Source organism: Pseudomonas bubulae, from assembly GCF_900618535.1.
Classification (GTDB): domain Bacteria; phylum Pseudomonadota; class Gammaproteobacteria; order Pseudomonadales; family Pseudomonadaceae; genus Aquipseudomonas; species Aquipseudomonas bubulae.
The window spans coordinates 163121-185391 of record NZ_UYJA01000006.1; the positions used below are offsets into that span (position 1 = coordinate 163121).

Genomic DNA, 22271 nt, shown 5'->3' on the forward strand with positions numbered 1-22271 from the left:
CCAAACAACAAAGGCCCCGCGTCATTGCGGGGCCGATTAATACCGCCCGGTTTACAGGTAAATAAACTTGGCGATGAAAATAGCGCAGAGCACCCACAGGCTGACGGAAATTTCCCGGTATTTGCCGGTGCCTGCCTTGAGTGCGACAAAGCTGATAAAGCCCAGGGCAATCCCGTCGGCGACCGAGAAGGTCAAAGGCATCATGATCACGGTCACTATGGCCGGGATGCAGTCAGTGGGTTCGTCCCAGTTGATGTGCTGCATGCCGCCCATCATCAGCATGGCCACATAAATCAGAGCGCCTGCCGTGGCGTAAGCGGGGATCATGCCAGCCAGAGGGGCAAAGAACATGGCGGCCACAAACAACACGCCCACGGTGACGGCAGTAAGCCCGGTACGCCCGCCTGCCGCAACGCCTGCGGCGCTTTCCACGTAGCTGGTCACGGGTGGCACGCCGACCACGGCACCGAACACGCTGGAGGCGCTGTCGGCCTTGAGGGCCCGGGACAGGTTTTCGATCCTGCCATCGGCCTTCACCAGCCCGGCACGCTGGGCCACGCCCATCAGGGTGCCGGCCGTATCGAACATGTGTACAAACAGAAAGGCCAGCACCACGCTGATCATGCTGATGTTGAAAACGCCCTTGAGGTCCATGGCCATCCAGGTCGGTGCAAGGCTTGGCGGTGCCGACATGATGCCGTTGTAATGCACCAGGTCCAGGCCCCAGCCGGCGAGGGTCACGGCGATAATGCTGATCAGGATGGCGCCGAAGACGCGGTGATAGCTCAGAATCGCAATCATCAAAAAGCACACCGCTGCCAGCAGCGGGGCAGGATCGCGCAATGAACCGAGCTTGATCAGGGTGGCCGGGCTGTCGACGATAATGCCCGAGGTTTTCAGGCCGATAATCCCCAGGAACAACCCCACCCCGGCACCCATCGCGTACCGCAAGCTGACGGGAATGCTGTTGAGCAGCCATTCACGCACCCGCGACAGGGTCAGAATCAGGAACAGCACACCGGAGACAAACACGGCACCCAATGCTGTTTCCCAGCTGTAACCCATGGTTCCGACCACGGTGTAAGTAAAAAACGCATTCAGTCCCATACCTGGCGCCAGGCCTACTGGCCAGTTGGCGTAAAGCCCCATCAACAGGCTGCCGAGAGCGGCGGCAATGCAGGTGGCGACGAAGGCTGCACCATGATCGATCCCAGCATCGGCCATGATGTTGGGGTTGACGAAGATGATGTAGGCCATGGTGATGAAGGTGGTCAGCCCGGCAATCAGCTCGGTTTTGACCGTGGTGCCATGCAGTGACAGTTTGAACAGGCGTTCCAGCCAGCTGCGGGCGGCGGGCGTGGCAAGTTCGACAACGGGTATTTCTGACTTTTGGCTGTCCACGGTGATTTCCTCAGGCTTTTATTATTTTTAAGGGCACTGGGTGTGGCGGGAGATGTTTTTCTGACTTTCGGGTCAGAAACGCAGGCGAAGTGAATTATGCTTTTGTATACAAAAAAAGCAAATAATGTTTTTCAGATTGTGATCAGAAAGTGATGGGTGGGTGTCTGTTTTCTGTGGGAGCGAGTTTGCTCGCGATTGGATCGCTGCGGTACAACTGGAGTACTGCGGCGCCTGCATCGCGGGCAAGCCCGCTCACAGAACAAGCCACCTTCCACAGGAACCCTGCTCTAGAGCTGGCGGCTTTGTCCCAGGGCATGATTGACCGCCAGCCAGCCATTCACCGCGTCTTCACCTGCCTGAGCAAATACCCTTTGCAGCAGCTTGACCTGTTCGCGGCGCAGGCTCTTTTCGAAGGCCACACCGTCGGCAGTCAGTTCCAGCAGGCGTTTGCGCTTGTCGGTCTCGGGCGCGACGCTGCGCACCAGGGCCATCTCGATCAACTGGCGTAATGGCGTATTCAGGGCCTGCTTGCTCACGCCCAGTAAGGTCAGCAGTTCCTTGACGCTGACACCGGGGTGGTGGGCGATAAAAAAAACAATACGCTGATGCACCCGACTCAGCCCACGACGTGCCAGCATTTCATCCGCTTTGGCGGTAAATGCTTGATAGCCAAAGAAGAAGGCTTCCATGGCGGCGCGCTGAGTGGTCGGATTTTTAAGGTCAAGCATATTGACGTATCTAGGGTTCGCGGCGTAGTTTCGGTCAAACAGTTTGACTTATTTCCAATTACTTCCGCTACCGGTGATCTGTATGGCCTTCTCCGAACGTGTTTCCCGCCTGAAAAGCTCCTTGATTCGTGAAATTCTGGCTGCGGCCCAACGTCCGGAAGTCATGTCTTTCGCTGGCGGGCTACCGGCCGAGGCCATGCTGCCCAAGGTCGACTGGACCGATATGCCTGCCTCGATGGGTCAATACGGCATGAGCGAAGGTGAGCCGGCACTGCGTGAAGTACTTGCTGCAGAGGCTCGCGCACTGGGGGTTGATTGCGACGCCAGCCAGGTGATGGTGTTGAGCGGTTCGCAGCAGGCGCTTGATCTGGCAGCCAAGCTGTATATCGACAAGGGCACCGAAATCATGCTCGAAGCACCGACCTACCTGGCGGCGCTGCAAATCTTCCAATTGTTCGGTGCCGAATGCCTGACGTTTCCGCTGCAAGCTGATGGCCCTGATCTGGCTGCGTTGCGCGTGCAGCTGGAAAAACACAGCCCGGCGTTCATCTACTTGATCCCGACGTTCCAGAATCCGTCTGCTGTGCGTTACAGCGAAACCAAGCGCGACGCGGTTGCTGCCTTGCTCGACGAGTTCGGCGTGACCCTGATCGAAGACGAGCCGTACCGCGAGCTGAACTTCGACGGCGGCAGCGCCACACCGATTGTCAGCCGCCTGAAAAAAGCCAGCTGGATCTATACCGGCACGGTGTCCAAGACCCTGTTGCCTGGTCTGCGCGTCGGTTTCCTGATTGCCAGCCCTGACCTGTATCCGCACTTGCTGCGCCTTAAGCAATCGGCTGACCTGCACACCAACCGCGTTGGCCAGTGGCAAGCCTTGCAGTGGATCGGCACCGAGAAAATGAGTAATCACCTGGCCGAACTGCGTGATTTCTACCGCGTGCGCCGTGACGGTTTTCAGCTGGCGCTGGAAGAGCATTTCTCGGATCTGGCTGACTGGCATGTGCCCCAGGGCGGTTTGTTCTTCTGGCTGACCCTCAAGCAACCGTTCGATACCCGCACTTTGCTCAAGCCTGCGCTGGAACAGAACGTGGCCTTTATGCCTGGCGAGCCGTTCTTCGCCAACCCGGACCAGAACGTGGGCAGCCTGCGCCTGAACTTCAGCCACATCGATCCGGCACGTCTGCATGAGGGCCTCAAGCGTCTGGCCAACGTGATTCGTCAGGCCCAGGCTGCCCAGGCGGCCTGAAGGAGGCGCAATGCTCAAGGTTTATGGCGATTACAACTCGGGCAACTGCTACAAGATCAAGCTGATGCTGCATTTGCTGGGGCTTGAGTATCAGTGGTTTGCCGTGGACATTCTCAAGGGTGAAACCGAGACCCCGGAGTTTCTGGCGAAAAACCCCAACGGTAAAGTGCCGGTGCTGGAGCTGGAAGACGGTACGTGCCTGTGGGAGTCCAACGCGATTCTCAACTACCTGGCCGACGGCAGCGAGTTTTTGCCGACCGAACCGCGTTTGCGCACGCAAGTGCTGCAATGGCAGTTTTTCGAGCAGTACAGTCATGAGCCGTATATTGCGGTGGCGCGCTTTATCCAGTTTTACCTGGGGCTACCCGAAGAGCGCCTTGAGGAATACCGCAAGCTGCAAAAGCGTGGCTACAAGGCGCTGGACGTGATGGAGCAACAGCTCACGCGCACGCCGTATCTGGTGGGTGAGCAATACTCGATCGCCGACGTGACGCTGTATGCCTATACCCATGTGGCCCATCAGGGCGGGTTTGACCTGAGCGGCTACCCGGGTATTCAGGCGTGGCTGGCGCGGGTGGCCAGCCATCCGCGGCATGTGGGAATGCTCGATTGAGCAAATCGCCCCTTTAAAAAAACCGGCCAAGTGCCGGTTTTTTTGTGCGCGCATTCTGTAGCCGCTGACGAGGTCTGAAGGAAACTTCAACTGTGGGAGCGAGCCTGCTCGCGAAGGTCGTTCGCGAGCAGGCTCGCTCCCACAGAGAGGGTAGACCGGGGGATGGCCTTAAACGTTGGCAAAGCGCTGGTTCAGGTAGTCAATGATCACCTTGGACTCATACATCCAGGTGGTTTTGCCGCCTTCTTCGATGCGCAGGCAAGGCACTTTGATCTTGCCCCCTTGCTCCAGCAGGGTCTGGCGATCCTGCTCGTTGTTCTTCGCGTCACGCAGGGCCACTGGCACATTCAGGCGGCGCAGGGTGCGGCGCGTTTTTACACAGAAAGGGCAGGCGTGGAACTGAAACAGGGTCAGGCCCTTGGCAGCCTGGTCGACCTGCGCCTGAGCGGCGGCAGGGCGCTGCTTTTTGCTTGGACGTGTCACGAAATCGCCAGCGATGATGAGCTGACCCAGGCCTACGCGAAGCGCTTTGATAAACACAGTAAAAGCCTCATGGGCAAATTAAGAAGGGACGCAGCTTACCTGAAATTGTGCAGGCGAAAAAAAACCGGCGATAAACGCCGGTTTTTTCTGTGCCGCAGTTACTTGATCAGGCTGAGAAACTCGCTGCGCGTGGCGGCGTTTTCGCGGAACTCACCCAGCATCACCGAAGTGATCATCGACGAGTTCTGCTTCTCGACACCGCGCATCATCATGCACATGTGCTTGGCCTCGATCACAACGGCCACGCCCAGGGCGCCGGTGACTTGCATCACGGCGTCGGCGATCTGGCGACTGAGATTTTCCTGGATCTGCAGGCGACGGGCATACATGTCGACAATACGCGCCACTTTCGACAGGCCCAGCACTTTGCCGCTCGGAATGTAGGCGACATGGGCCTTGCCGATAAACGGCAGCAGGTGGTGTTCGCACAGCGAGTACAACTCGATGTCCTTGACCAGCACCATTTCGCTGTTGTCTGAGCTGAACAAGGCACCGTTGGTGACTTCTTCCAGGGTTTGTTCATAGCCGCGGCAAAGGTACTGCATGGCCTTGGCGGCACGCTTTGGCGTATCCAGCAGGCCTTCACGGGAAACGTCTTCGCCGAGTTGACCGAGGATCGCGGTGTAGTTTTGTTCCAGGGACATTAATCTACCTGTGGGATTTTTCGCAAAGAGTAAGGGTACGGGGGCTGACACGACGCTGCAAGCGTGATGACACGCTGTTACTCGTCACGCCCCTCCATCATGGTGCGCTTGAGCATCACATAGACCGCGCCGGCGCCGCCATGCCTGGCCTGGCAGGAGCAGAAGCCCAGTACCTGTGAGTGCTGGCGCAGCCAGGTGTTGACGTGGCTTTTGATCATCGGGCGCTTGCCGTCCAGACGCACGGCCTTGCCGTGGGTAACGCGCACGCAACGTACTTCAAGGCGCACGGCTTCACCGAGGAATTCCCAAAGGGTTTCGCGGGCCTTTTCAACGGTCATGCCGTGCAGGTCAAGGCTGCCTTCAAAGGCGATCTGCCCCAGCTTGAGCTTGCGCATCTGGCTTTCCTGCACGCCGTCACGGGCCCAGCTCAGCTGGTCCTCGGGGCCAACATCAATCACAAACTGGTCTGACAGGCCGTCGATGATGGTCGCGTTGGTGCGCACAATGGCGTTCTGGCGCAACTTGGCCAGCTGCGCACGGTCAGCCTTGGGTTTGCCGGTGTCGGCACGATCATGCTTGATCGGTTTGACACCGCGAATCTCGTTTTTGAACAGGGAAAAATCGTCGTCTTGCATGTCAGCCTCCGCGAAGGGCTGCCAGTTTACCCAAGTCGACGACAATCGGGCGGCGGATATGCGTCAGTCGTGTTTTTTCATCAGGTGCGGGGCCATGTTCAGGCCAAATGGCTTGCGCATCAGGCGCCGGCGTCGACGCCACATCCATACCCCTAGCCAGCACACCAACAGGCCGGACACCAACACCAGTGTTGCACCTGCGGGGCTGGCATTGAGCTCGCCCAGTGCCGTTGGATGGCCAATCAGGCTGGCGGCACCCGCCAACAGCAACAGCATGCCAAGCAGTGCCAGCAGCGCTGCAAACATCAGTACCAGGCGCGAGCGCCAGTCGCGATGAGCCTTGGGGCGCAAACGCCGAGCATCAAAACCATCGGAGATCTTCATTCCGATCTTTCCTTAAAGGGTATCGGCCCTTCGACAGGGACTTCGTCAGGTTGTTCCTGAGTGTAGTGAAATAGGAAAGCGCCCGCAGGCTGGAGCTGGTCCGGGATGGGCGGTTGCAGGGGCCGCCCGTCAACGTCCGGTTCAGATCAAATCAGGTTTTGGGTCAACGTCAGGGTGGCAAAGTTGTCGTTCATGATGGCCATTTCGGCTTTTTGCACTTGCTCGGCGCTGATAATGCCGTCCGCGGTCGGCAGGTCGCGGGTGGCGCAGGCGTCTTCCACCAGGGTGCAGCGCAAGCCGTAGTCCTTGGCCGCACGCACGGTAGTGCTGACGCTGGAGTGGCTCATGAAGCCGCAGACGATCACATCCAGCGAGCCGAGGTTTTCCAGGGCCTTTTGCAGCCCGGTGTCGTTGAATGCGTTGGGCATGCGCTTCTCGATAATCTGCTCATCACCCTGTGGTTCCAGGCCCTTGATGAAGGCGCCACGCTCGCCCTGAGGGTCGAACATACCGCCAACGGTGCCCAGGTGACGGATATGGATGACCGGGCGCTTTGCCTTGCGGGCAGCTTCAAGCAGACGGGCAATGTTGGCGGTGGCCGCGTCCATGCCGGAAAGGGCCAATGGCCCGCTCAAGTACTCATTTTGCGCATCGATGATCAGCAGGCTGGCGTTGCTCAGATTGGCTGCGGCATAGCCACGTCCTGTGAGTTGAAACATCGTCTTTAAAGCGGGCATTCGGGGGCTCCTTTGAATGGGGCTTTTGCGACATTCTCCACTGGCGGAGCGTTTATGTGAATGACTAGTCGTGCAGGCCTTGTGGTTGCTGGCCTGTAGCGATGTCAAGCAAATATGTTGTAGCCATAAAATGTACAAAATGGAGCGATTTCAGTTTTTTATTGTACACGGTCTTACTTTTTGAAACGCCGTCACGTGTAGTCGTCCGGCTCACCTTTGGCGCGTTGGAGTTTGGCTGTTAGAATCGCCAATCGATTTTGAGGAGTAAGACCATTGATCACTTCCCGCCTGCGCACTTTGCGCGACCATATTCGCTGGGCCGTTAGCCACTTTCATGGGGAAGAGTTGTTCTTTGGTCATGGTACCGACAATGCCTGGGACGAAGCCCGTCAATTGGTGTTGGGTGCGCTGAACCTGCCGTGGGAAATTGCCGATAGTTATCTCGACTGCCGCCTTGAAGACGATGAGCTGGTGAACCTGCAGCATCTGCTCAAGCGCCGTATCGAAGAACGCGTGCCCACGGCCTATCTGTTGGGTGAGGCCTGGTTCTGCGGCATGTCGTTTATCGTTGATGAGCGCGTGCTGATCCCGCGTTCGCCGATTGGCGAGTTGATCGAAAAACGTTTTGAGCCGTGGCTGGCTGCCGAGCCCGCGCGCATTCTTGACCTGTGTACCGGTTCGGGCTGTATCGGCATTGCCTGTGCCTATGAGTTCCAGAGCGCTGAAGTGGTGCTGGCCGACCTGTCCTTCGAGGCCCTTGAAGTGGCCAACCAGAACATCGAGCGCCACGGTGTCGACGCACGGGTTTACACCGTGCAGGGCGACGGCTTTGATGGCTTGCCGGGGCAGCGTTTCGACCTGATTGTGTCCAACCCGCCGTATGTGGATGCCGAAGATTTCGCCGACATGCCGGCCGAGTATCAGCACGAGCCGGAATTGGGGCTGGCCTGCGGTGACGACGGCCTGAACCTGGTACGCCGGATGCTGGCCGAAGCGGCTGATCATCTGACCGAAAAAGGCTTGCTGATCGTTGAGGTAGGCAACAGCCAGATACACGTTGAGTCGCTGTACCCGGAAGTCGACTTCGCCTGGCTTGATTTTGAGCGCGGGGGGCACGGTGTATTCATGTTGACCGCCGAACAGTGCCGTGCCCATCAGGGGCTGTTTGCTTCTCGAATCTGATCAGGCAAGAGCATTACAAACGCTGCAATACCTCTTCGCTTTTTGTTCGTCCGCAACTCGATACATTCGACAACGGCTGGGCATCAAGCGAAGCGGTTTTGGCACGCATCTCCCTGAAGTGGCTGCCTGCTTGATGCCCGTATTGGTTTGTATACGAGGATCAAAGCATGACACAAGCGTCCCGGTTTCCTTTGGCTCCCAGCGACACTGATCTCGACACGCGCGCCCGATGCCTCCTTGAGGGCTTGACCCTGCGCGAAAAAATCGGGCAGAAGTTGCTCGTGGCCTTTCGTTATTGGTGTCCTGACGACCAGCCAGCGTGCACCCTGAGTACCACCCGGTTCAATTCCGCCATGGGCGATGCCCTGCGTAACAACGCCATTGGCGGGGTGATTTTGTTTGGTAACAATTTGAGTTCGCTTGAGCAGGGCAGAACCCTTCTGGATGATCTGCGCGCTGTGCCCCCGGTCGCGGGTGAACTCGGCCTGTTGCTGGGGGTGGACGAGGAGGGGGGGTCAGTGTTTCGCCTGCCGCGCAGGGCGGCCACGGTTTTCCCGGGCAACATGGCATTGGCTGCGGCCTGGCACGGCGGTGGTGACGAGCGGATGGCTTATGACCAGGGTGTGGTGTTGGCCGCCGAGATTGCGGCTCTGGGGTTTAACTTGAATTTTGCCCCGGTGGTGGACGTCAACAGCAACCCGTTCAACCCCGTCATCAATGTGCGCGCTTTTGGTGATGATGTACGCACGGTTAGCCTGTTGGCCCGACGCATGATGCAAGGTATGGCTGCACAGGGCGTGATCGCGGCGTACAAGCATTTCCCGGGGCATGGGGATACGGAAACGGACTCGCATATCGGGCTGCCGGTGGTGAACAAGTCCCGTGAAGATGCCTGGGCAATTGATCTGGCGCCCTATCGTTTGGCCATTGAAGCGGGTGAAGCGCCAGAAATGGTCATGACCGCCCATATTCAATATCCTGCGCTCGATAGCACCCTGGTTCAGACGCGCACCGGTGAACCGATTATTGCACCTGCGACCATGTCGCGGAAAATTCAGCACAATATTCTACGGGGTGAGCTTGGCTTTCAGGGCGTGAGCATCACGGATGCGATGGATATGAAGGCCATTGCCGGTTTTTTCGGTCAGGCCGACGCCGTGATAAAGGCTTTTCAGGCGGATGTGGATATCGCCCTGATGCCCATTGAATTTCGTACCGCTCGCCAGGCCGGGCTCCTGTCCGGGTTGGTTGATCAGGTGGTAGCGGCTGTCGAGGCGGGCGATATTGATCGACAGGAACTGGATCAGTCGGTATTGCGGATTGTGCGAATGAAGTTGCGCAACGGGATTACCGCCGAGCAGGGCGCCAGGCCTCGACCTGAGTTGAATATAATTGGCAGCCCGGCACATCGTGCGCTCGAGCAACGTATTACCGCGCAATCCATTACATTGATTCGTAATCAGTGCGCCGCGTTGCCTCTGAAGAACCAGTGCGCGCGGATCTTGATCCTGACCCCGAGGAATGAGCAGGCCGAAGCCTTGCGCCGCAGGTTCGAGGAGGCCGGCTATCCTGCGCTCCTGTTGACAGGCAAGGCGCTGAGAGGCGTTGGCTGGGTTGAGATAAAGCGGGCGATCAACGCCGCAGAAACGGTGATTCTCGGTACCTCTTCAATCGGTGTCAGTGCTGTCGTGCGAAATGCGCATGCCGATCAGTTGTTGTCAGGAGCAACCGTGCAGAGCAGTTTGCAATGGCTGCGCTGTGCCATGGAATACGCCACGTCCCGCGGCAAGCTGGCTATTCATCTGACGATGAACTCGCCCTACGATGTGGTGGAATTTGACGATATCGCCGGCGCCACATTGGCGACCTACTCGTCCAGGGGGTATGACCGAGGTCTGCTGGGGCCAGCCTTGCCGGCTGCTGTGGATGTCATGCTGGGGCGGAGCGTCCCCGTGGGGCGTTTGCCGGTTGATATTTTTGCCCTGGCCGATGGCAGCCAGCCGGGGGCGTTGCGCTACCCCAGGGGAACAGGTCTTGGCTATCCGTAACCCATAGTGACCCTGTGCAGCGGGTGGGTACCATCAGCGGTGCGTCGCAATCCAGATCAACAACCCTGCCTGGAACACCGAAAAGGCTACCAGGCAGGTGATGGTAAAGCGCAGGCCCATTTCTTCGCGCTGGTACCTGCCGAGTTTTTCTTCTTTTTCCCGCAGTTTTACCTCTTGTTCCTGCAAGTTCTGTTCGGCTTGCTGGAGCATTTGCGCAGTCTCAAGAATGTCGAGGAACTGAAGCTTTTCGCCATTCCAGCTGTCCAGCAACTCGCCCACTTGCACGTCTTCGATCCGTGCCTTGAGAAACTGGGCGTCGGCATACACCACATCAAAGCCCTGTACCCGCAAAACATGATCGCGGCGCAGGCGGCTGTCTTCATTCAGGGCGTCCCGGCTGGCCAGGTCGGTGCCGTCAACGCGGTAGTGCGACCATTTTTTCTGCGCCCACAACGCGGCCTGAGCCAGCAGAAAACGGCCGATCCCGCGGTTCGCCGGTTCAACTTGCAAACCGCGCTCAGGGCTGAAACGCACGCGGTGGGTGCTATGGTCGACCCACAGGTCAAGCTGGTTCTGTTCGCTGCGCACGCGCTGGCCCGGCAGGGTGATGGTCATGCGCAGCAGGCTGAGGTCTTTGCTGTGGCGTGTGGCGTGGCCAAACTGCACAAAGCGTAACGGCCGTGCCCCGGTGTTGCGGTCAGTGGGCAGGGGGGCGAGGCGCAGCATGCGCAAATGCTCGGGCTGCACATCGGCCCAAGGCAGCGGCGGGGCCTCGGGCACTTCCGGTGCCTCGGGCCCGGCGGGTTGTGTTGGGGTGTCGCTCATAACGGCTCGATCCTGTGCTGGATGTCAGCCAAGCAAAGACGGCCGACACCGGTTTATCGGCCGTTGTGCGCAGTACTGTAGGGCTGGCCCGCATTGACTTTCGTGATAAAGCGCACAGTTCGGTCGCCCAGTTCGCCTGCCAGACGCTGATTGGGGTCGTTATAGGACTGCACCTGGCGCTTCATGTCCATTGGCACGATGCGCATTACGTGGTTCATGCCATTGATCAGTGTCAGTACGGCATCGGGCTTGGCGGCCTTGAGCAGGCGGGCATCCTTGACCTCTACCTGAATGTCGTGGGTGCCCTGAATGATCATGGCCGGCATTTTCAGTGCGGCGAAAGCGGCTGCCGGGTCATGGCGCAGCAGGCTGGTCATGTACGGCTGCACGCTGGGGCGGAAGATCACTTGCAGATCCTTGGGCACCTTGTCGTCGGTCTTGCCGGCTTCCAGGCTGCTGATCAGCTCAAAACTGCGCTTGAGCAGGGCAGGTGGCAGGTGATTGCGTTGCAGTTGCTCGCGCAACAGCACGCCCACCGGGCGCCCTGTACCGGCAATCGAAACCACGCCGGCAGCACCGATTTGTGGGGCTGCCAGGCTGGCGATCATTGCGCCTTCACTGTGCCCGAGTACAAACACCTTGCCAAAGCGCGGGTCGCTTTTGAGTTTCTCGCCCCAGGCCACGGCGTCGGACACATACTGATCGAAGTTGAGCTTTTGCTCGTCAGGCCCGGCAGGCTGGCTCTGGGCGATGCCGCGTTTGTCGAAGCGGACGCTGGCAATATTGCTCTGGGCCAGGCGCCAGGCCAGTTTTTTCAGGGCGTCATTGCGCCCGCCGATAGGGTTGTTGCCGTCGCGGTCAGTCGGGCCGGAACCGGCAATAATCAGCACCACGGGTACGGGCTTGTCGCTCTTGGGCAAAACCAGCGAGCCATACAACGTGCCGGAGCCGGTATCGAGCTCAATGGGCCGCAGCAAGACATTGGAGGGCGGGGCCGCCAGGGCCTGGGTGCCAAAGCCAAACAGGGTCAGTGCTAATAAAAGTATTCGCAGCATCATAGCGCCATCATTGTCTAGTGTGCCGGTTGGACAAACCCGGATGAGTAAGGTTCGAGGATGAACTACAGAGGTAGCCTGCGTATACTGGCGCTTTTGGTTATCTGGGATCTGTTCAACATCTGTTGTGTTGCAACAAGACTTGAACTGATCCCGGGCTGAACTTTATCGGCTGATTTTCGCGGAGCGCCCTGCATGTCCGGCAATACCTACGGCAAGCTGTTCACTGTCACCACCGCTGGCGAAAGCCATGGTCCGGCGTTGGTCGCCATTGTTGATGGCTGCCCGCCAGGGCTGGAGCTGTCCCTTGAAGATTTGCAACGTGATCTGGATCGACGCAAGCCCGGCACCAGCCGCCACACCACCCAGCGTCAGGAGGCCGACGAAGTTGAAATCCTCTCCGGGGTGTTTGAAGGCCGCACCACTGGCTGCGCCATTGGCCTGCTGATCCGTAACACTGACCAGAAGTCCAAGGATTACTCGGCGATCAAGGATCTGTTCCGCCCGGCCCACGCTGATTACACCTATCACCACAAGTACGGCGAGCGCGATTATCGCGGCGGCGGGCGCAGTTCGGCGCGTGAAACGGCCATGCGTGTGGCCGCCGGTGCCATCGCGAAAAAGTACCTGGCCACCCAAGGCATCGTGATTCGCGGTTATATGAGCCAGCTGGGCCCGATTGAAATCCCGTTCAAGACCTGGGACTCGGTTGAACAAAACGCCTTTTTCAGCCCTGACCCGGACAAAGTGCCGGAGCTTGAGGCCTATATGGATCAACTGCGCCGTGACCAGGACTCGGTTGGCGCCAAAATCACCGTGGTCGCCGAAGGCGTGATCCCGGGGTTGGGCGAGCCGATTTTCGACCGTCTGGATGCCGAGCTGGCCCATGCGCTGATGAGCATTAATGCCGTAAAAGGTATTGAAATCGGCGCCGGTTTTGCCAGTGTTGCCCAGCGCGGCACCGAGCATCGCGACGAGATGACCCCTGAAGGTTTCCTGAGCAACAACGCCGGCGGCATCCTGGGCGGTATTTCGTCTGGCCAGCCGATCGTTGCCCACCTGGCGCTCAAGCCAACCTCGAGCATCACCACCCCGGGCCGCTCGATCGATGTGCATGGCAATCCGGTGGACGTGATTACCAAGGGTCGTCATGACCCGTGCGTGGGTATCCGTGCCACGCCGATTGCCGAAGCCATGATGGCCATTGTGCTGATGGATCACCTGTTGCGTCATCGCGGCCAGAACGCCGACGTACGCGTCAGCACGCCCGTACTGGGCCAGTTGTAATGCAAGGATTGTTGAGCGTCACGGTCTGACGGCCGTGGCGACACTTCCTTACTGGCGTCTGTCAGGCTTCTATCTTTTCTATTTCGCCTTGCTGGGTGCCACAGCGCCGTTTCTGGCGCTGTACTTCAATCACCTGGGGTTTTCCAGTGCGCGCATTGGCGAACTGGTGGCCATCCCGATGCTGATGCGCTGCGTTGCGCCCAACCTGTGGGGCTGGTTGGGGGACTACAGCGGTCAGCGTCTGCTGATCGTGCGTCTGGGTGCGCTCTGCACCTTGTGCAGTTTTGCCCTGATCTTTGTCAGCCAGAGCTATGCCTGGCTGGCGCTGGTGATGGCGCTGCATGCGTTCTTCTGGCATGCGGTGTTGCCGCAGTTTGAAGTCATTACCTTTGCCCACTTGCGTGAGCAGCCTGAACGTTACAGTCAGATTCGTTTGTGGGGCTCGATCGGTTTTATCCTTGCCGTGGTGATCCTGGGTCGCCTGTTCGAATGGCTGAGCCTGGATATCTACCCGGTGGCGCTGCTCGTGATCATGGCTGGCATTGTGCTGTGCAGCCTGTGGGTGCCCAATGCGCAGCCCTCCAGCCTGGGCCGCAAGCAGGTGGAAGGCGGGTTCTTGAAGCAACTGTTCAGCCCGGGCGTGCTGGCGTTCTATGCCTGTGTGGCGCTGATGCAAATGAGCCACGGCCCGTACTACACATTTCTGACTCTGCATCTGGAACACCTCGGCTATAGCCGTGGTGTGATCGGCTTGCTCTGGGCCCTGGGAGTGGTGGCCGAAGTGCTGATGTTTTTGGCCATGCGCCGTATCCTGCTGAAATTTTCTGTGCGCCGGGTGCTGATGTTCAGTTTTATCCTCGCTGCCTTGCGCTGCCTTGCGCTGGCTGTTGCTGGGGTCTTTTGCCGAGCACCTGTGGGTGTTGCTGTTGGCGCAGCTGCTGCACGCCGCCACCTTTGGCAGTTTTCATGCCTCGGCCATGGCCTTTGTGCAACGCAGTTTCGGTCCCGGCCAGCAAGGCCAGGGCCAGGCCCTGTACGCCACGCTGGCCGGTATCGGTGGCGCCGTGGGGGCGCTGTACTCCGGTTACAGCTGGAACACCCTGGGCCCCGCTTTCACCTTTAGTATGGCGAGCGTCGCAGCGCTGGCTGCAGCCGTTATCATTGCCACCCGACTGCAAGAGGACAGGCCATGAGCCTTACCCGTGAACACCTGAGCCTGGAAATCATTGAAGCCGGGCGCTTTTTATATGCGCGTGGCTGGTCACCGGCTACCAGCAGCAACTATTCCACCCGGCTGTCGGCCAGCCAGGCGCTGCTGACGGTGTCGGGCAAGCACAAGGGCCAGCTGGGACCTGATGATGTGCTTGCCACTGACCTGGCAGGCAACAGCCTGGAACCAGGCAAGAAACCCTCCGCTGAAACCCTGCTGCATACCCAGTTGTACAGCTGGCGCCCCGAAATTGGCGCGGTGCTGCACACCCATTCGGTCAATGCCACGGTGCTGTCGCGCCTGACGCCGGGCGACAGCATTGAATTTGAAGACTACGAACTGCAAAAGGCTTTCAGTGGCGTCTCGACCCATGAGTCCAGGGTGCTGGTGCCGATTTTTGACAATGATCAAGACATCGCGCGGCTGGCGGCCAAGGTTCAGCCATGGCTTGAAGCCCACCCGGACTGTGTGGGCTATCTGATTCGCGGGCATGGCCTTTACACGTGGGGCGCGCGCATGAGCGACGCCTTGCGCCAGATCGAAGCCTTCGAGTTTTTGTTTGAATGCGAACTGAAAGCTCGCGCAATACTCAATCGTTAACGCTGACTTCACCGTGAAGAAGCTCACACCCTGATTTGAACGGTCTGCCTGAACGGCCTGTAAAAGCCGAATGCGCGCCGAAGCCGAGGAACCACGCCCCATGAGCAGTTTGTCCGTTTATCACGTATCGAGCCCGGAACTCCCCAACAAGGTGCTCACCCATTTTGATGATATCGCTTCAACACTGGCCGAGCAGGGCGTGCGCTTTGACCGCTGGCAGGCCGCCACGCAGATCCAGCCGGGGGCCAGTCAGGATGAAGTGATCAACGCCTATCGCGTGCAGATTGACCGGCTGATGAGCGAGGGTGGTTATGTCACCGTGGACGTGATCAGTCTCAACAGCGATCACCCACAAAAAGCCGAATTGCGCGCCAAATTCCTCGACGAGCACCGCCATGGCGAAGATGAAGTGCGTTTTTTCGTCGCCGGTCGTGGCTTGTTTACGCTACATATTGGCGACTATGTGTATGCGGTGTTGTGCGAAAAGAACGATCTAATTTCTGTACCCGCAGGCACGCCGCACTGGTTCGACATGGGTGAGCATCCGCATTTTGTCGCCATCCGCCTGTTCAACAACCCGGAAGGCTGGGTTGCCAACTTTACCGGCGAAGACATCGCTGAACGCTTCCCGCGCCTCGAAGACTAAGGATCTCCCATGCCGATCAAAGCCATCCTGACCGATATCGAAGGCACCACCAGCGCTGTCAGCTTCGTATTTGACGTGTTGTTTCCGTATGCGGCCAAACATCTGCCCGGGTTTGTGCGCGAGCATGCCGAAGACCCTGAAGTGGCCATGCAGCTGGGCGCAGTACGCCTGGATAGCGGCGAGCCTGAGGCCGATGTCGAACGGGTCATCGAGATCCTCCAGCAATGGCTGGCCGAAGACCGCAAGGCCACACCACTCAAGGCCTTGCAAGGGATGATCTGGAAGCAGGGATACGCCGCGGGTGAGCTTAAGGGCCATGTTTACCCGGACGCGGTCGAAGCGCTGCGCGAGTGGCATGCCAAAGGGTATGACCTGTATGTCTACTCGTCAGGCTCGATACAGGCGCAAAAGCTGATTTTTGGCTGTTCCGAGGCGGGTGACCTGACGCCACTGTTCAGTGGCTACTTTGACACCACCTCCGGGCCCAAGCGTGAGGCGCAATCCTATCGCCACATTACCGAGGCCATAGGCTGCCCGGCCGGGAAGATCCTGTTTTTGTCGGATATCGTTGAAGAACTCGATGCTGCACAGGCGGCCGGCATGCTGACCTGCGGCCTGGCCCGTGAGGGTGGGGAACTGGCGGGACATAAAACCGTGAGCAGTTTTGCCGAGATTGACCCTGCCGCAATTTAAACAACACTGCTGTGGGAGTGAGCCTGCTCGCTCCCACAGTCATGCCGTTCTCTATCGCGGACTGCTTTGCACTACCCTTGGATTTAGCGGGTGTGATAGGTCGGCAGGGCAAAACGATGCTGGCTTTGCAGCAGCGAAATGGTCGGCAATTCACTGGCAGTGCCTGCCAGGTCACGACGAATCGCGCTGATGGCCCAGGTCAGTTCCTCGGCGGTATGCAGTTGGGTGTAAGAAAGTGTGCGCTGGGTCTGTTTGCCTTCGTTGTCACACAATGTCAGCAGCACGCCGCCATCCGGGCGGGGTTTAACGGTGACAGTGTGGTTGGAGAACAACGATGCGAATTTTTCCTGGATCAGGCTCATATGTTCAGCTCCATTAGCGCTTGAATGCTTGTATGGAGTAGAGATTGCAGTGATTGTGCCACTATTCTTTTTTTAAAAAATCCATATAAATCAACAGCTTATAATTTATGCAAAAAGCATTTGTCGTGCATTTTGCATGAGTGGCCATCGTGCATCCTGCATTTTGCCCAGTCGGTATCAGGCTCAGACAGCTGATTGATTGTTCCTATGGGTGCATTGAGCAAAAAAGGGGTGACACCGTGTCTGCGTCTCAGGAAACTAGGTTTTTTTTGTAGCCAGGGTGGAACCTTACATGTCAGAGAACAAGCCAGCAGACCAGAGCCGCCAGATGACCCCGGAAGAGGCCGCCGACTTTGCCGAGCAGGTGTTCAACAAGGCACGGGATGGTGATGCTGCAATGCTGGCAGCCTTGCTGAGCAAGGGCTTGCCGGCCAATTTGCGCAACCACAAGGGCGATACCCTGTTGATGCTGGCCAGCTATCACGGCCACGTTGAAGCGGTGAAGGTGCTGCTTGAGCACAATGCCGACCCCGAGATCCGCAATGACAATGGCCAGAGCCCGATTGCAGGTGCTGCCTTCAAGGGCGACCTGGAAATGGTCAAGACCCTGGTTGAAGGTGGCGCACAAGTTGAAGGCGCATCATTTGATGGCCGTACAGCGCTGATGATGGCCGCCATGTTCAATCGTGGGGAAATCATCGATTACCTGATCAGCAAGGGCGCCGATCCAAAAGCCAAGGACGCCAATGGCATCACCGCCCTGGATGCCGCCAGGACCATGGGCGCAGCCGAAACCGTGGCGCAACTTGAGAAGCTGTTGGGCTGATCGCCCCTTGAAGGGCGCAATTGATATATCCTGCGCGCCCTTAATTTTCCTTGTGACAGGCCTCGCCCATGAAAACCACTCTCGTTGAACTCATCAGCAAAATCAGCTCTGGGTGCATGGGCGACGACGAAATCGCCTCCATCGCGGACGAGGCGGCTCAAGCCTACGCCGATCAGGCAACATTTCTGCTTGCCAACCCGGACATCAACTACGACGACAGCTTCCCGATCCCGCTGGGTGAATGGGTTGTGGTGGGCAGCTTGCCGGAAACTGTGTTGTTCCAGGCCGATACCTGGATGGACCTGTTTGCCCAGATCGTCGCCTCTTTCGGTCCTGATGTAGCGTTCAATATCAAGCCAAAGCAATTGGCCAAGACCGAAGCGCTGACCGCGCTCAACCGCATCCAGATCCAGATGGGCAGCATGAGCCCGGAGCAGGGCGGTTATGTGCTGGTCAACCTGAGCCAGCCGCTGGACGACGAAATCCAGGTGGTGCTGGTTTACGGCAATGACGTGCCGCGCGTGCTGGAACTGTGTGCCGAAGTCGGCATCGCCGCTGCGCCATCGCTGGAAGCCCTCAAGGTTGCCGTCCACGTCTGAAACCCTGGCTGCTGCAATAAAAAACGGAACCCTGGCCGCGGGTGACTATCCTATGAGCACAAGTACTCAATCGGGAGCGTCATCATGGGTTCAACGTTTAATGGTCTGATCGGTCTGATTATTCTGGCCCTGGATATCTGGGCCATCATCAACGTAATCAAAAGCGGCGCCGGGACGGGCGCGAAAGTGCTTTGGGTGCTGCTGATTCTGTTCCTGCCGGTACTGGGGCTGGTGATTTGGGCCATCGCCGGGCCGCGGGGCAATGTGCGTATTTGAGCTGCTTGCCAGCGGGCAGCGACGGTAAATCGTGGTTGCCCGCTTAGATTGTCGGCGTCAAGGTTCGACCTGTCATGTTCCTCGACGTAGAATGCGCGCCTTTCTTGGGCAGTTGGACCCGTGTCGCGATAGCGGTATGAGGTTTGGCTGTCGATCATGGGCGGGTGACCGTCCGTTGCCACCAGCATTCAAGGGGACTACCCATGGCCGAATCGCTTGACAACCACTATCTCGAAACCCTTTACGAAGGCTATGGCCAACGCTTTCGCATGGACAAGCTGCTCCATGAAGTGCGAACCGATCACCAGCATCTGGTGATCTTCGAAAACCCGGTCATGGGCCGCGTAATGGCTCTGGACGGCGTGATCCAGACCACCGAAGCGGACGAGTTCATCTACCACGAAATGCTTACCCATGTGCCGATCCTGGCCCACGGTGCGGTCAAGCGCGTGCTGATCATTGGCGGTGGTGATGGCGGCATGTTGCGCGAAGTCACCAAGCACATTGGCATTGAGCACATCACCATGGTCGAGATCGACGGCACCGTGGTGGACATGTGCAAAGAGTTCCTGCCCAACCACTCCAAGGGTGCGTACGACGATCCACGCCTGAACCTGGTGATCGACGACGGCATGCGTTTTGTCGCCACCACCGAAGAAAAATTCGACGTGATCATCTCGGATTCCACCGACCCGATCGGGCCGGGCGAAGTGCTGTTCTCCGAGAACTTCTACCAGGCTTGCCATCGCTGCCTGAATGAAGGGGGTGTACTGGTCACCCAGAACGGCACGCCATTTATGCAGTTGCAGGAAGTGCAGACCACCGCCGGGCGCATGCGCAGCCTGTTTGCTGACTGGCATTTCTACCAGGCTGCCGTGCCTACCTATATCGGTGGCTCCATGACCTTCGCCTGGGGTTCGACTGATGCGAGCTATCGCAAGCTGCCGCTTGAGACCCTGCGTCAACGTTTTGCCGGTAGCGGTATCGTGACCCGCTACTACAATCCGGAAGTTCATATCGGTGCTTTCGCCTTGCCGCAATATGTTTTGCAGGCTATCAACAAGCCAAGCAACGACTGAGGCTGTGCAGTAGCAAGGCAGGGCGTCAGTTGTAGAACTGTGGGAGCGGGCTTGCCCGCGATGCAGGCGACGCGGTTTAAAGTTGGACCGCGTTGCTGCAATCGCTAACAAGCCGCTCCCTCAGGGAATGTGCGCCCTTTCTTATGTTTCAAGATGTGCTCTGCACGAAATTTTCACGGTATCTTTAAGACAATTCGCACGCAAAATTTTGCCTGTCTACTCGTAAACGCCTCAGTTCAGGCGTTTCTGGTGGGTCTCGGGCCAAAATCTGTGTGATTAAAGAGCGATGCACCCGTGGCAAGCCACCGGTGATAAAGCCACTTCAACTTGAACCAATGGGTCCTAAAACGACATGGCAAACCCGGACGCCCCAAGCCAACAGCACGCGGCCACGCGTGTGTTGCAACCGACCGTCAAATCGCATCTGGCGTTTACGCTGCTCTGTGCCTTGATCATGATGGTGATGTTCACCCTGTTGCGGGTGGCATTGCTGGTTTACAACCGGGAAATGATCCTCGACACCCCGGCATCGACGTTCCTTGAAGCCTTCGGCAACGGTCTGCGCTTTGACGCGCGGATTGTCGTGTACTTCAGTATTCCACTGCTGCTGGCGGTGCTCAGTGTCAAGGCCATGGCCATGCGCGGTGTGCTGCGTTTCTGGCTGACTGCAGCATCCAGCCTGGCGCTGTTTTTGGGCCTGATGGAGATGGACTTCTACCGTGAGTTCCATCAGCGTCTTAACGGTCTGGTTTTCCAGTATGTGAAGGAAGACCCGAAAACCGTGATGAGCATGCTTTGGTATGGCTTCCCGGTGGTGCGTTACCTGCTGTCCTGGGCTGTCGGCACTGTCATTTTGTACTTTGCCTTCCGCGGCGCCGACCGCGTGACCCGTTCCAGCGCTACCCGCGCGGCTGCTGGCACTTCGCGTGCGGTGGCGCCCTGGTACGGCCGTGCAGCGGTATTTGTCGTGCTGCTGCTGGTGTGTGTGGTCCTGGCCCGTGGCACATTGCGTCAGGGTCCTCCGCTGCGTTGGGGTGATGCCTACACAACCGACTCCAACTTCGCCAATCAGTTGGGGCTCAACGGCTCTCTGTCATTGATTGCCGCTGCGAAAAGCCGCTTCGGTGACGATCGCACCAATATCTGGAAGGCTACCCTTGAGCAGCCCGTAGCGACGCAGACCGTGCGCGACATGCTGCTGACTGAAAATGACAAGCTGGTTGATCCTGATACCGCTCCTGTGCGTCGCGACACCACGCCGCCTGCGGAAAAAACCCTGCCTATCAAGAACGTCGTCGTAATCCTGATGGAAAGCTTCGCCGGTCACTCGGTGGGTGCGCTGGGTCGTCCGGGCAATATCACCCCGTACTTCGATGAGCTGTCCAAGCAAGGCTTGCTGTTCGAGCGCTTCTTCTCCAATGGCACCCATACCCACCAGGGCATGTTTGCCACCATGGCGTGCTTCCCGAACCTGCCGGGTTTTGAATACCTGATGCAGACCCCGGAAGGCAGCCACAAGCTGTCCGGCTTGCCGGAACTGCTCAGCGCCCGCAAGTTCGATGACGTGTATGTCTACAATGGCGACTTTGCCTGGGACAACCAGTCTGGTTTCTTCAGTAACCAGGGCATGACCACTTTTGTAGGTCGTAACGATTTCGTTGACCCGGTGTTCTCTGATCCTACCTGGGGTGTGTCCGACCAGGACATGTTCAACCGCGGCCTGGAAGAGCTGAAAAAGCGTGAAGGCAAAGAGCCTTTCTATGCGCTGCTGCAAACCCTGTCCAACCACACGCCGTATGCCTTGCCTACGCCATTGCCGGTCGAGCCGGTAACCGATCGCGGTTCGCTCAACGAGCATTTGACGGCGATGCGTTATTCCGACTGGGCGCTGGGGCAGTTCTTCGAAAAAGCGCGCAAAGAACCCTACTTCAAGGAAACCCTGTTTGTGATCGTGGGCGACCACGGTTTCGGTAACGAGCAGCAGATTTCCGAGATGGACCTGGGGCGTTTCAACGTGCCGTTGCTGCTGATCGGCCCTGGTATCCAGGAGAAGTTTGGTACACGCACTGATATCGTGGGCACTCAGGTCGACATCGTGCCAACCATCATGGGGCGTCTGGGTGGTGAGTTCCGTCAGCAATGCTGGGGCCGTGACCTGCTGACTCTGCCTGAGGGTGACAAGGGCAGTGGTGTGATCAAGCCGTCTGGCAGTGACCAGACCGTGGCGATCATCAGTGACGACCACTTGCTGGTGCAGCCTAAAGACATGCCGGCCAAGGTTTGGCAGTACAAATTGGGTGCCAACCCTGAAGCGACAGTGGTCACTGACTCGCCTGAAGCGACCGAGCTGAAGAAAAAGCTCGAATCCTTCCTGCAGACCGCGACCAAGAGCCTGCTGGACAACACCGCAGGTGTGGCTGATCCGAAATAATCAGCCAGTTAAATAAAAAAGAGGCCTCAGGGCCTCTTTTTTATTGGGTCAAATCTTGCCGAGCAACAGTAATATCAACAGTACAACCAGTACGGTACCGATAATCCCTGAGGGGCCATAGCCCCAGCTTTTGGAGTGCGGAAACACAGGTAATCCGCCGATTAACAGCAAAATCAGGACGATAAGAAGAATTGTGGTCATGAGCATTTCCTTTTTGT

General features: G+C 58.1%; 24 protein-coding genes and 1 pseudogene. 14 read left to right on the forward strand and 11 right to left on the reverse strand.

Annotated features, from left to right (window positions below):
• Positions 1-51: 51 nt before the first annotated feature.
• Both PPTH39_RS20805 and PPTH39_RS20810 read right to left on the reverse strand, forming a co-directional pair.
• Complete coding sequence (locus PPTH39_RS20805; protein ID WP_095021340.1) at positions 52-1401, reverse strand: NCS2 family permease; 1350 nt, start codon at positions 1399-1401, stop codon at positions 52-54.
• A 287-nt stretch (positions 1402-1688) separates the two neighbouring features.
• On the reverse strand, positions 1689-2129 hold the full coding sequence (locus PPTH39_RS20810) for a MarR family winged helix-turn-helix transcriptional regulator (RefSeq protein ID WP_095002051.1): 441 nt from the start codon (positions 2127-2129) through the stop codon (positions 1689-1691).
• 82 nt (positions 2130-2211) lie between these two features.
• Here PPTH39_RS20810 and PPTH39_RS20815 point away from each other — a divergent pair, with 82 nt between their 5' ends.
• Both PPTH39_RS20815 and PPTH39_RS20820 read left to right on the forward strand, forming a co-directional pair.
• Positions 2212-3378 (forward strand): aminotransferase-like domain-containing protein, encoded by a 1167-nt coding sequence (locus PPTH39_RS20815; protein ID WP_095019571.1) that lies wholly within the window; start codon positions 2212-2214, stop codon positions 3376-3378.
• A gap of 10 nt (positions 3379-3388) precedes the next feature.
• A complete protein-coding gene (locus PPTH39_RS20820) occupies positions 3389-3991 on the forward strand; it encodes a glutathione S-transferase family protein (RefSeq protein WP_095002049.1) in 603 nt (200 codons plus the stop codon).
• Between the two features lie 168 nt (positions 3992-4159).
• Here PPTH39_RS20820 and PPTH39_RS20825 read toward each other — a convergent pair whose 3' ends face one another.
• The 5 genes from PPTH39_RS20825 to PPTH39_RS20845 form a co-directional block, all read right to left on the reverse strand.
• Positions 4160-4531, reverse strand: a complete 372-nt coding sequence (locus PPTH39_RS20825; protein ID WP_095002048.1) for a glutathione S-transferase N-terminal domain-containing protein — start codon at positions 4529-4531, stop codon at positions 4160-4162.
• A gap of 101 nt (positions 4532-4632) precedes the next feature.
• On the reverse strand, positions 4633-5178 hold the full coding sequence (gene folE, locus PPTH39_RS20830) for a GTP cyclohydrolase I FolE (RefSeq protein ID WP_003442011.1): 546 nt from the start codon (positions 5176-5178) through the stop codon (positions 4633-4635).
• A gap of 77 nt (positions 5179-5255) precedes the next feature.
• On the reverse strand, positions 5256-5813 hold the full coding sequence (locus PPTH39_RS20835; RefSeq protein ID WP_095002047.1) for a Smr/MutS family protein: 558 nt from the start codon (positions 5811-5813) through the stop codon (positions 5256-5258).
• Between the two features lie 63 nt (positions 5814-5876).
• Positions 5877-6197 (reverse strand): hypothetical protein, encoded by a 321-nt coding sequence (locus PPTH39_RS20840; RefSeq protein ID WP_095002046.1) that lies wholly within the window; start codon positions 6195-6197, stop codon positions 5877-5879.
• A 146-nt stretch (positions 6198-6343) separates the two neighbouring features.
• Complete coding sequence (locus tag PPTH39_RS20845) at positions 6344-6934, reverse strand: cysteine hydrolase family protein (protein WP_095002045.1); 591 nt, start codon at positions 6932-6934, stop codon at positions 6344-6346.
• A gap of 273 nt (positions 6935-7207) precedes the next feature.
• On the opposite strand from PPTH39_RS20845, the gene prmB reads away from it, so the two are divergent.
• The gene (gene prmB / locus PPTH39_RS20850; protein WP_095021341.1) at positions 7208-8116 is read left to right on the forward strand and encodes a 50S ribosomal protein L3 N(5)-glutamine methyltransferase; all 909 of its coding nucleotides are present in this window, start codon (positions 7208-7210) and stop codon (positions 8114-8116) included.
• Between the two features lie 167 nt (positions 8117-8283).
• Positions 8284-10164 (forward strand): glycoside hydrolase family 3 protein, encoded by a 1881-nt coding sequence (locus PPTH39_RS20855; RefSeq protein ID WP_095032290.1) that lies wholly within the window; start codon positions 8284-8286, stop codon positions 10162-10164.
• A gap of 33 nt (positions 10165-10197) precedes the next feature.
• Here PPTH39_RS20855 and PPTH39_RS20860 read toward each other — a convergent pair whose 3' ends face one another.
• Positions 10198-10989 carry a hypothetical protein gene (locus PPTH39_RS20860; RefSeq protein WP_095021343.1) on the reverse strand — a complete coding sequence of 264 codons (792 nt, stop codon included), beginning with the start codon at positions 10987-10989 and terminating at the stop codon, positions 10198-10200.
• Positions 10990-11042: 53 nt separating this feature from the next.
• Positions 11043-12047 (reverse strand): alpha/beta hydrolase, encoded by a 1005-nt coding sequence (locus PPTH39_RS20865; RefSeq protein WP_130872383.1) that lies wholly within the window; start codon positions 12045-12047, stop codon positions 11043-11045.
• Between the two features lie 192 nt (positions 12048-12239).
• Here PPTH39_RS20865 and aroC point away from each other — a divergent pair, with 192 nt between their 5' ends.
• The 5 genes and pseudogenes from aroC to mtnC all read left to right on the forward strand — a co-directional run bounded on the left by aroC (position 12240) and on the right by mtnC (position 16480).
• On the forward strand, positions 12240-13331 hold the full coding sequence (gene aroC / locus PPTH39_RS20870) for a chorismate synthase (protein WP_095019567.1): 1092 nt from the start codon (positions 12240-12242) through the stop codon (positions 13329-13331).
• A 34-nt stretch (positions 13332-13365) separates the two neighbouring features.
• A pseudogene (locus tag PPTH39_RS20875) lies at positions 13366-14524 on the forward strand (MFS transporter).
• Positions 14521-15141: a methylthioribulose 1-phosphate dehydratase gene (locus PPTH39_RS20880; protein WP_095027152.1), complete on the forward strand. Its 621-nt coding sequence runs from the start codon at positions 14521-14523 to the stop codon at positions 15139-15141. Before PPTH39_RS20875 ends, PPTH39_RS20880 begins: the two are co-directional and overlap by 4 nt.
• Before the next feature lie 100 nt (positions 15142-15241).
• Positions 15242-15787: a 1,2-dihydroxy-3-keto-5-methylthiopentene dioxygenase gene (locus tag PPTH39_RS20885; RefSeq protein ID WP_095002038.1), complete on the forward strand. Its 546-nt coding sequence runs from the start codon at positions 15242-15244 to the stop codon at positions 15785-15787.
• 9 nt (positions 15788-15796) lie between these two features.
• Positions 15797-16480, forward strand: coding sequence for an acireductone synthase (mtnC, locus tag PPTH39_RS20890; protein ID WP_095021345.1), 684 nt, complete (start codon positions 15797-15799; stop codon positions 16478-16480).
• An 83-nt stretch (positions 16481-16563) separates the two neighbouring features.
• On the opposite strand, the gene PPTH39_RS20895 is transcribed toward mtnC, so the two are convergent.
• Positions 16564-16842 (reverse strand): DUF3509 domain-containing protein, encoded by a 279-nt coding sequence (locus tag PPTH39_RS20895; RefSeq protein WP_095002036.1) that lies wholly within the window; start codon positions 16840-16842, stop codon positions 16564-16566.
• Positions 16843-17134: 292 nt separating this feature from the next.
• Between PPTH39_RS20895 and PPTH39_RS20900 the strand changes: the two genes are divergently transcribed.
• From PPTH39_RS20900 to PPTH39_RS20920, 5 genes are all read left to right on the forward strand, one after another.
• Entirely contained in the window at positions 17135-17668 is a 534-nt protein-coding gene (locus PPTH39_RS20900) for an ankyrin repeat domain-containing protein (protein WP_095002035.1), read from the forward strand.
• 68 nt (positions 17669-17736) lie between these two features.
• Positions 17737-18267, forward strand: coding sequence for a hypothetical protein (locus tag PPTH39_RS20905; protein ID WP_130872384.1), 531 nt, complete (start codon positions 17737-17739; stop codon positions 18265-18267).
• A gap of 84 nt (positions 18268-18351) precedes the next feature.
• Positions 18352-18543 (forward strand): PLDc N-terminal domain-containing protein, encoded by a 192-nt coding sequence (locus tag PPTH39_RS20910; protein WP_016781476.1) that lies wholly within the window; start codon positions 18352-18354, stop codon positions 18541-18543.
• A 203-nt stretch (positions 18544-18746) separates the two neighbouring features.
• A complete protein-coding gene (gene speE / locus PPTH39_RS20915; RefSeq protein ID WP_095019564.1) occupies positions 18747-19622 on the forward strand; it encodes a polyamine aminopropyltransferase in 876 nt (291 codons plus the stop codon).
• Positions 19623-19974: 352 nt separating this feature from the next.
• Positions 19975-22053 (forward strand): LTA synthase family protein, encoded by a 2079-nt coding sequence (locus tag PPTH39_RS20920; RefSeq protein WP_095019563.1) that lies wholly within the window; start codon positions 19975-19977, stop codon positions 22051-22053.
• A gap of 48 nt (positions 22054-22101) precedes the next feature.
• Here the strand turns inward: PPTH39_RS20920 and PPTH39_RS20925 are convergent, their stop codons facing one another.
• On the reverse strand, positions 22102-22260 hold the full coding sequence (locus PPTH39_RS20925) for a DUF3309 family protein (protein WP_095002031.1): 159 nt from the start codon (positions 22258-22260) through the stop codon (positions 22102-22104).
• Positions 22261-22271 lie beyond the last annotated feature (11 nt).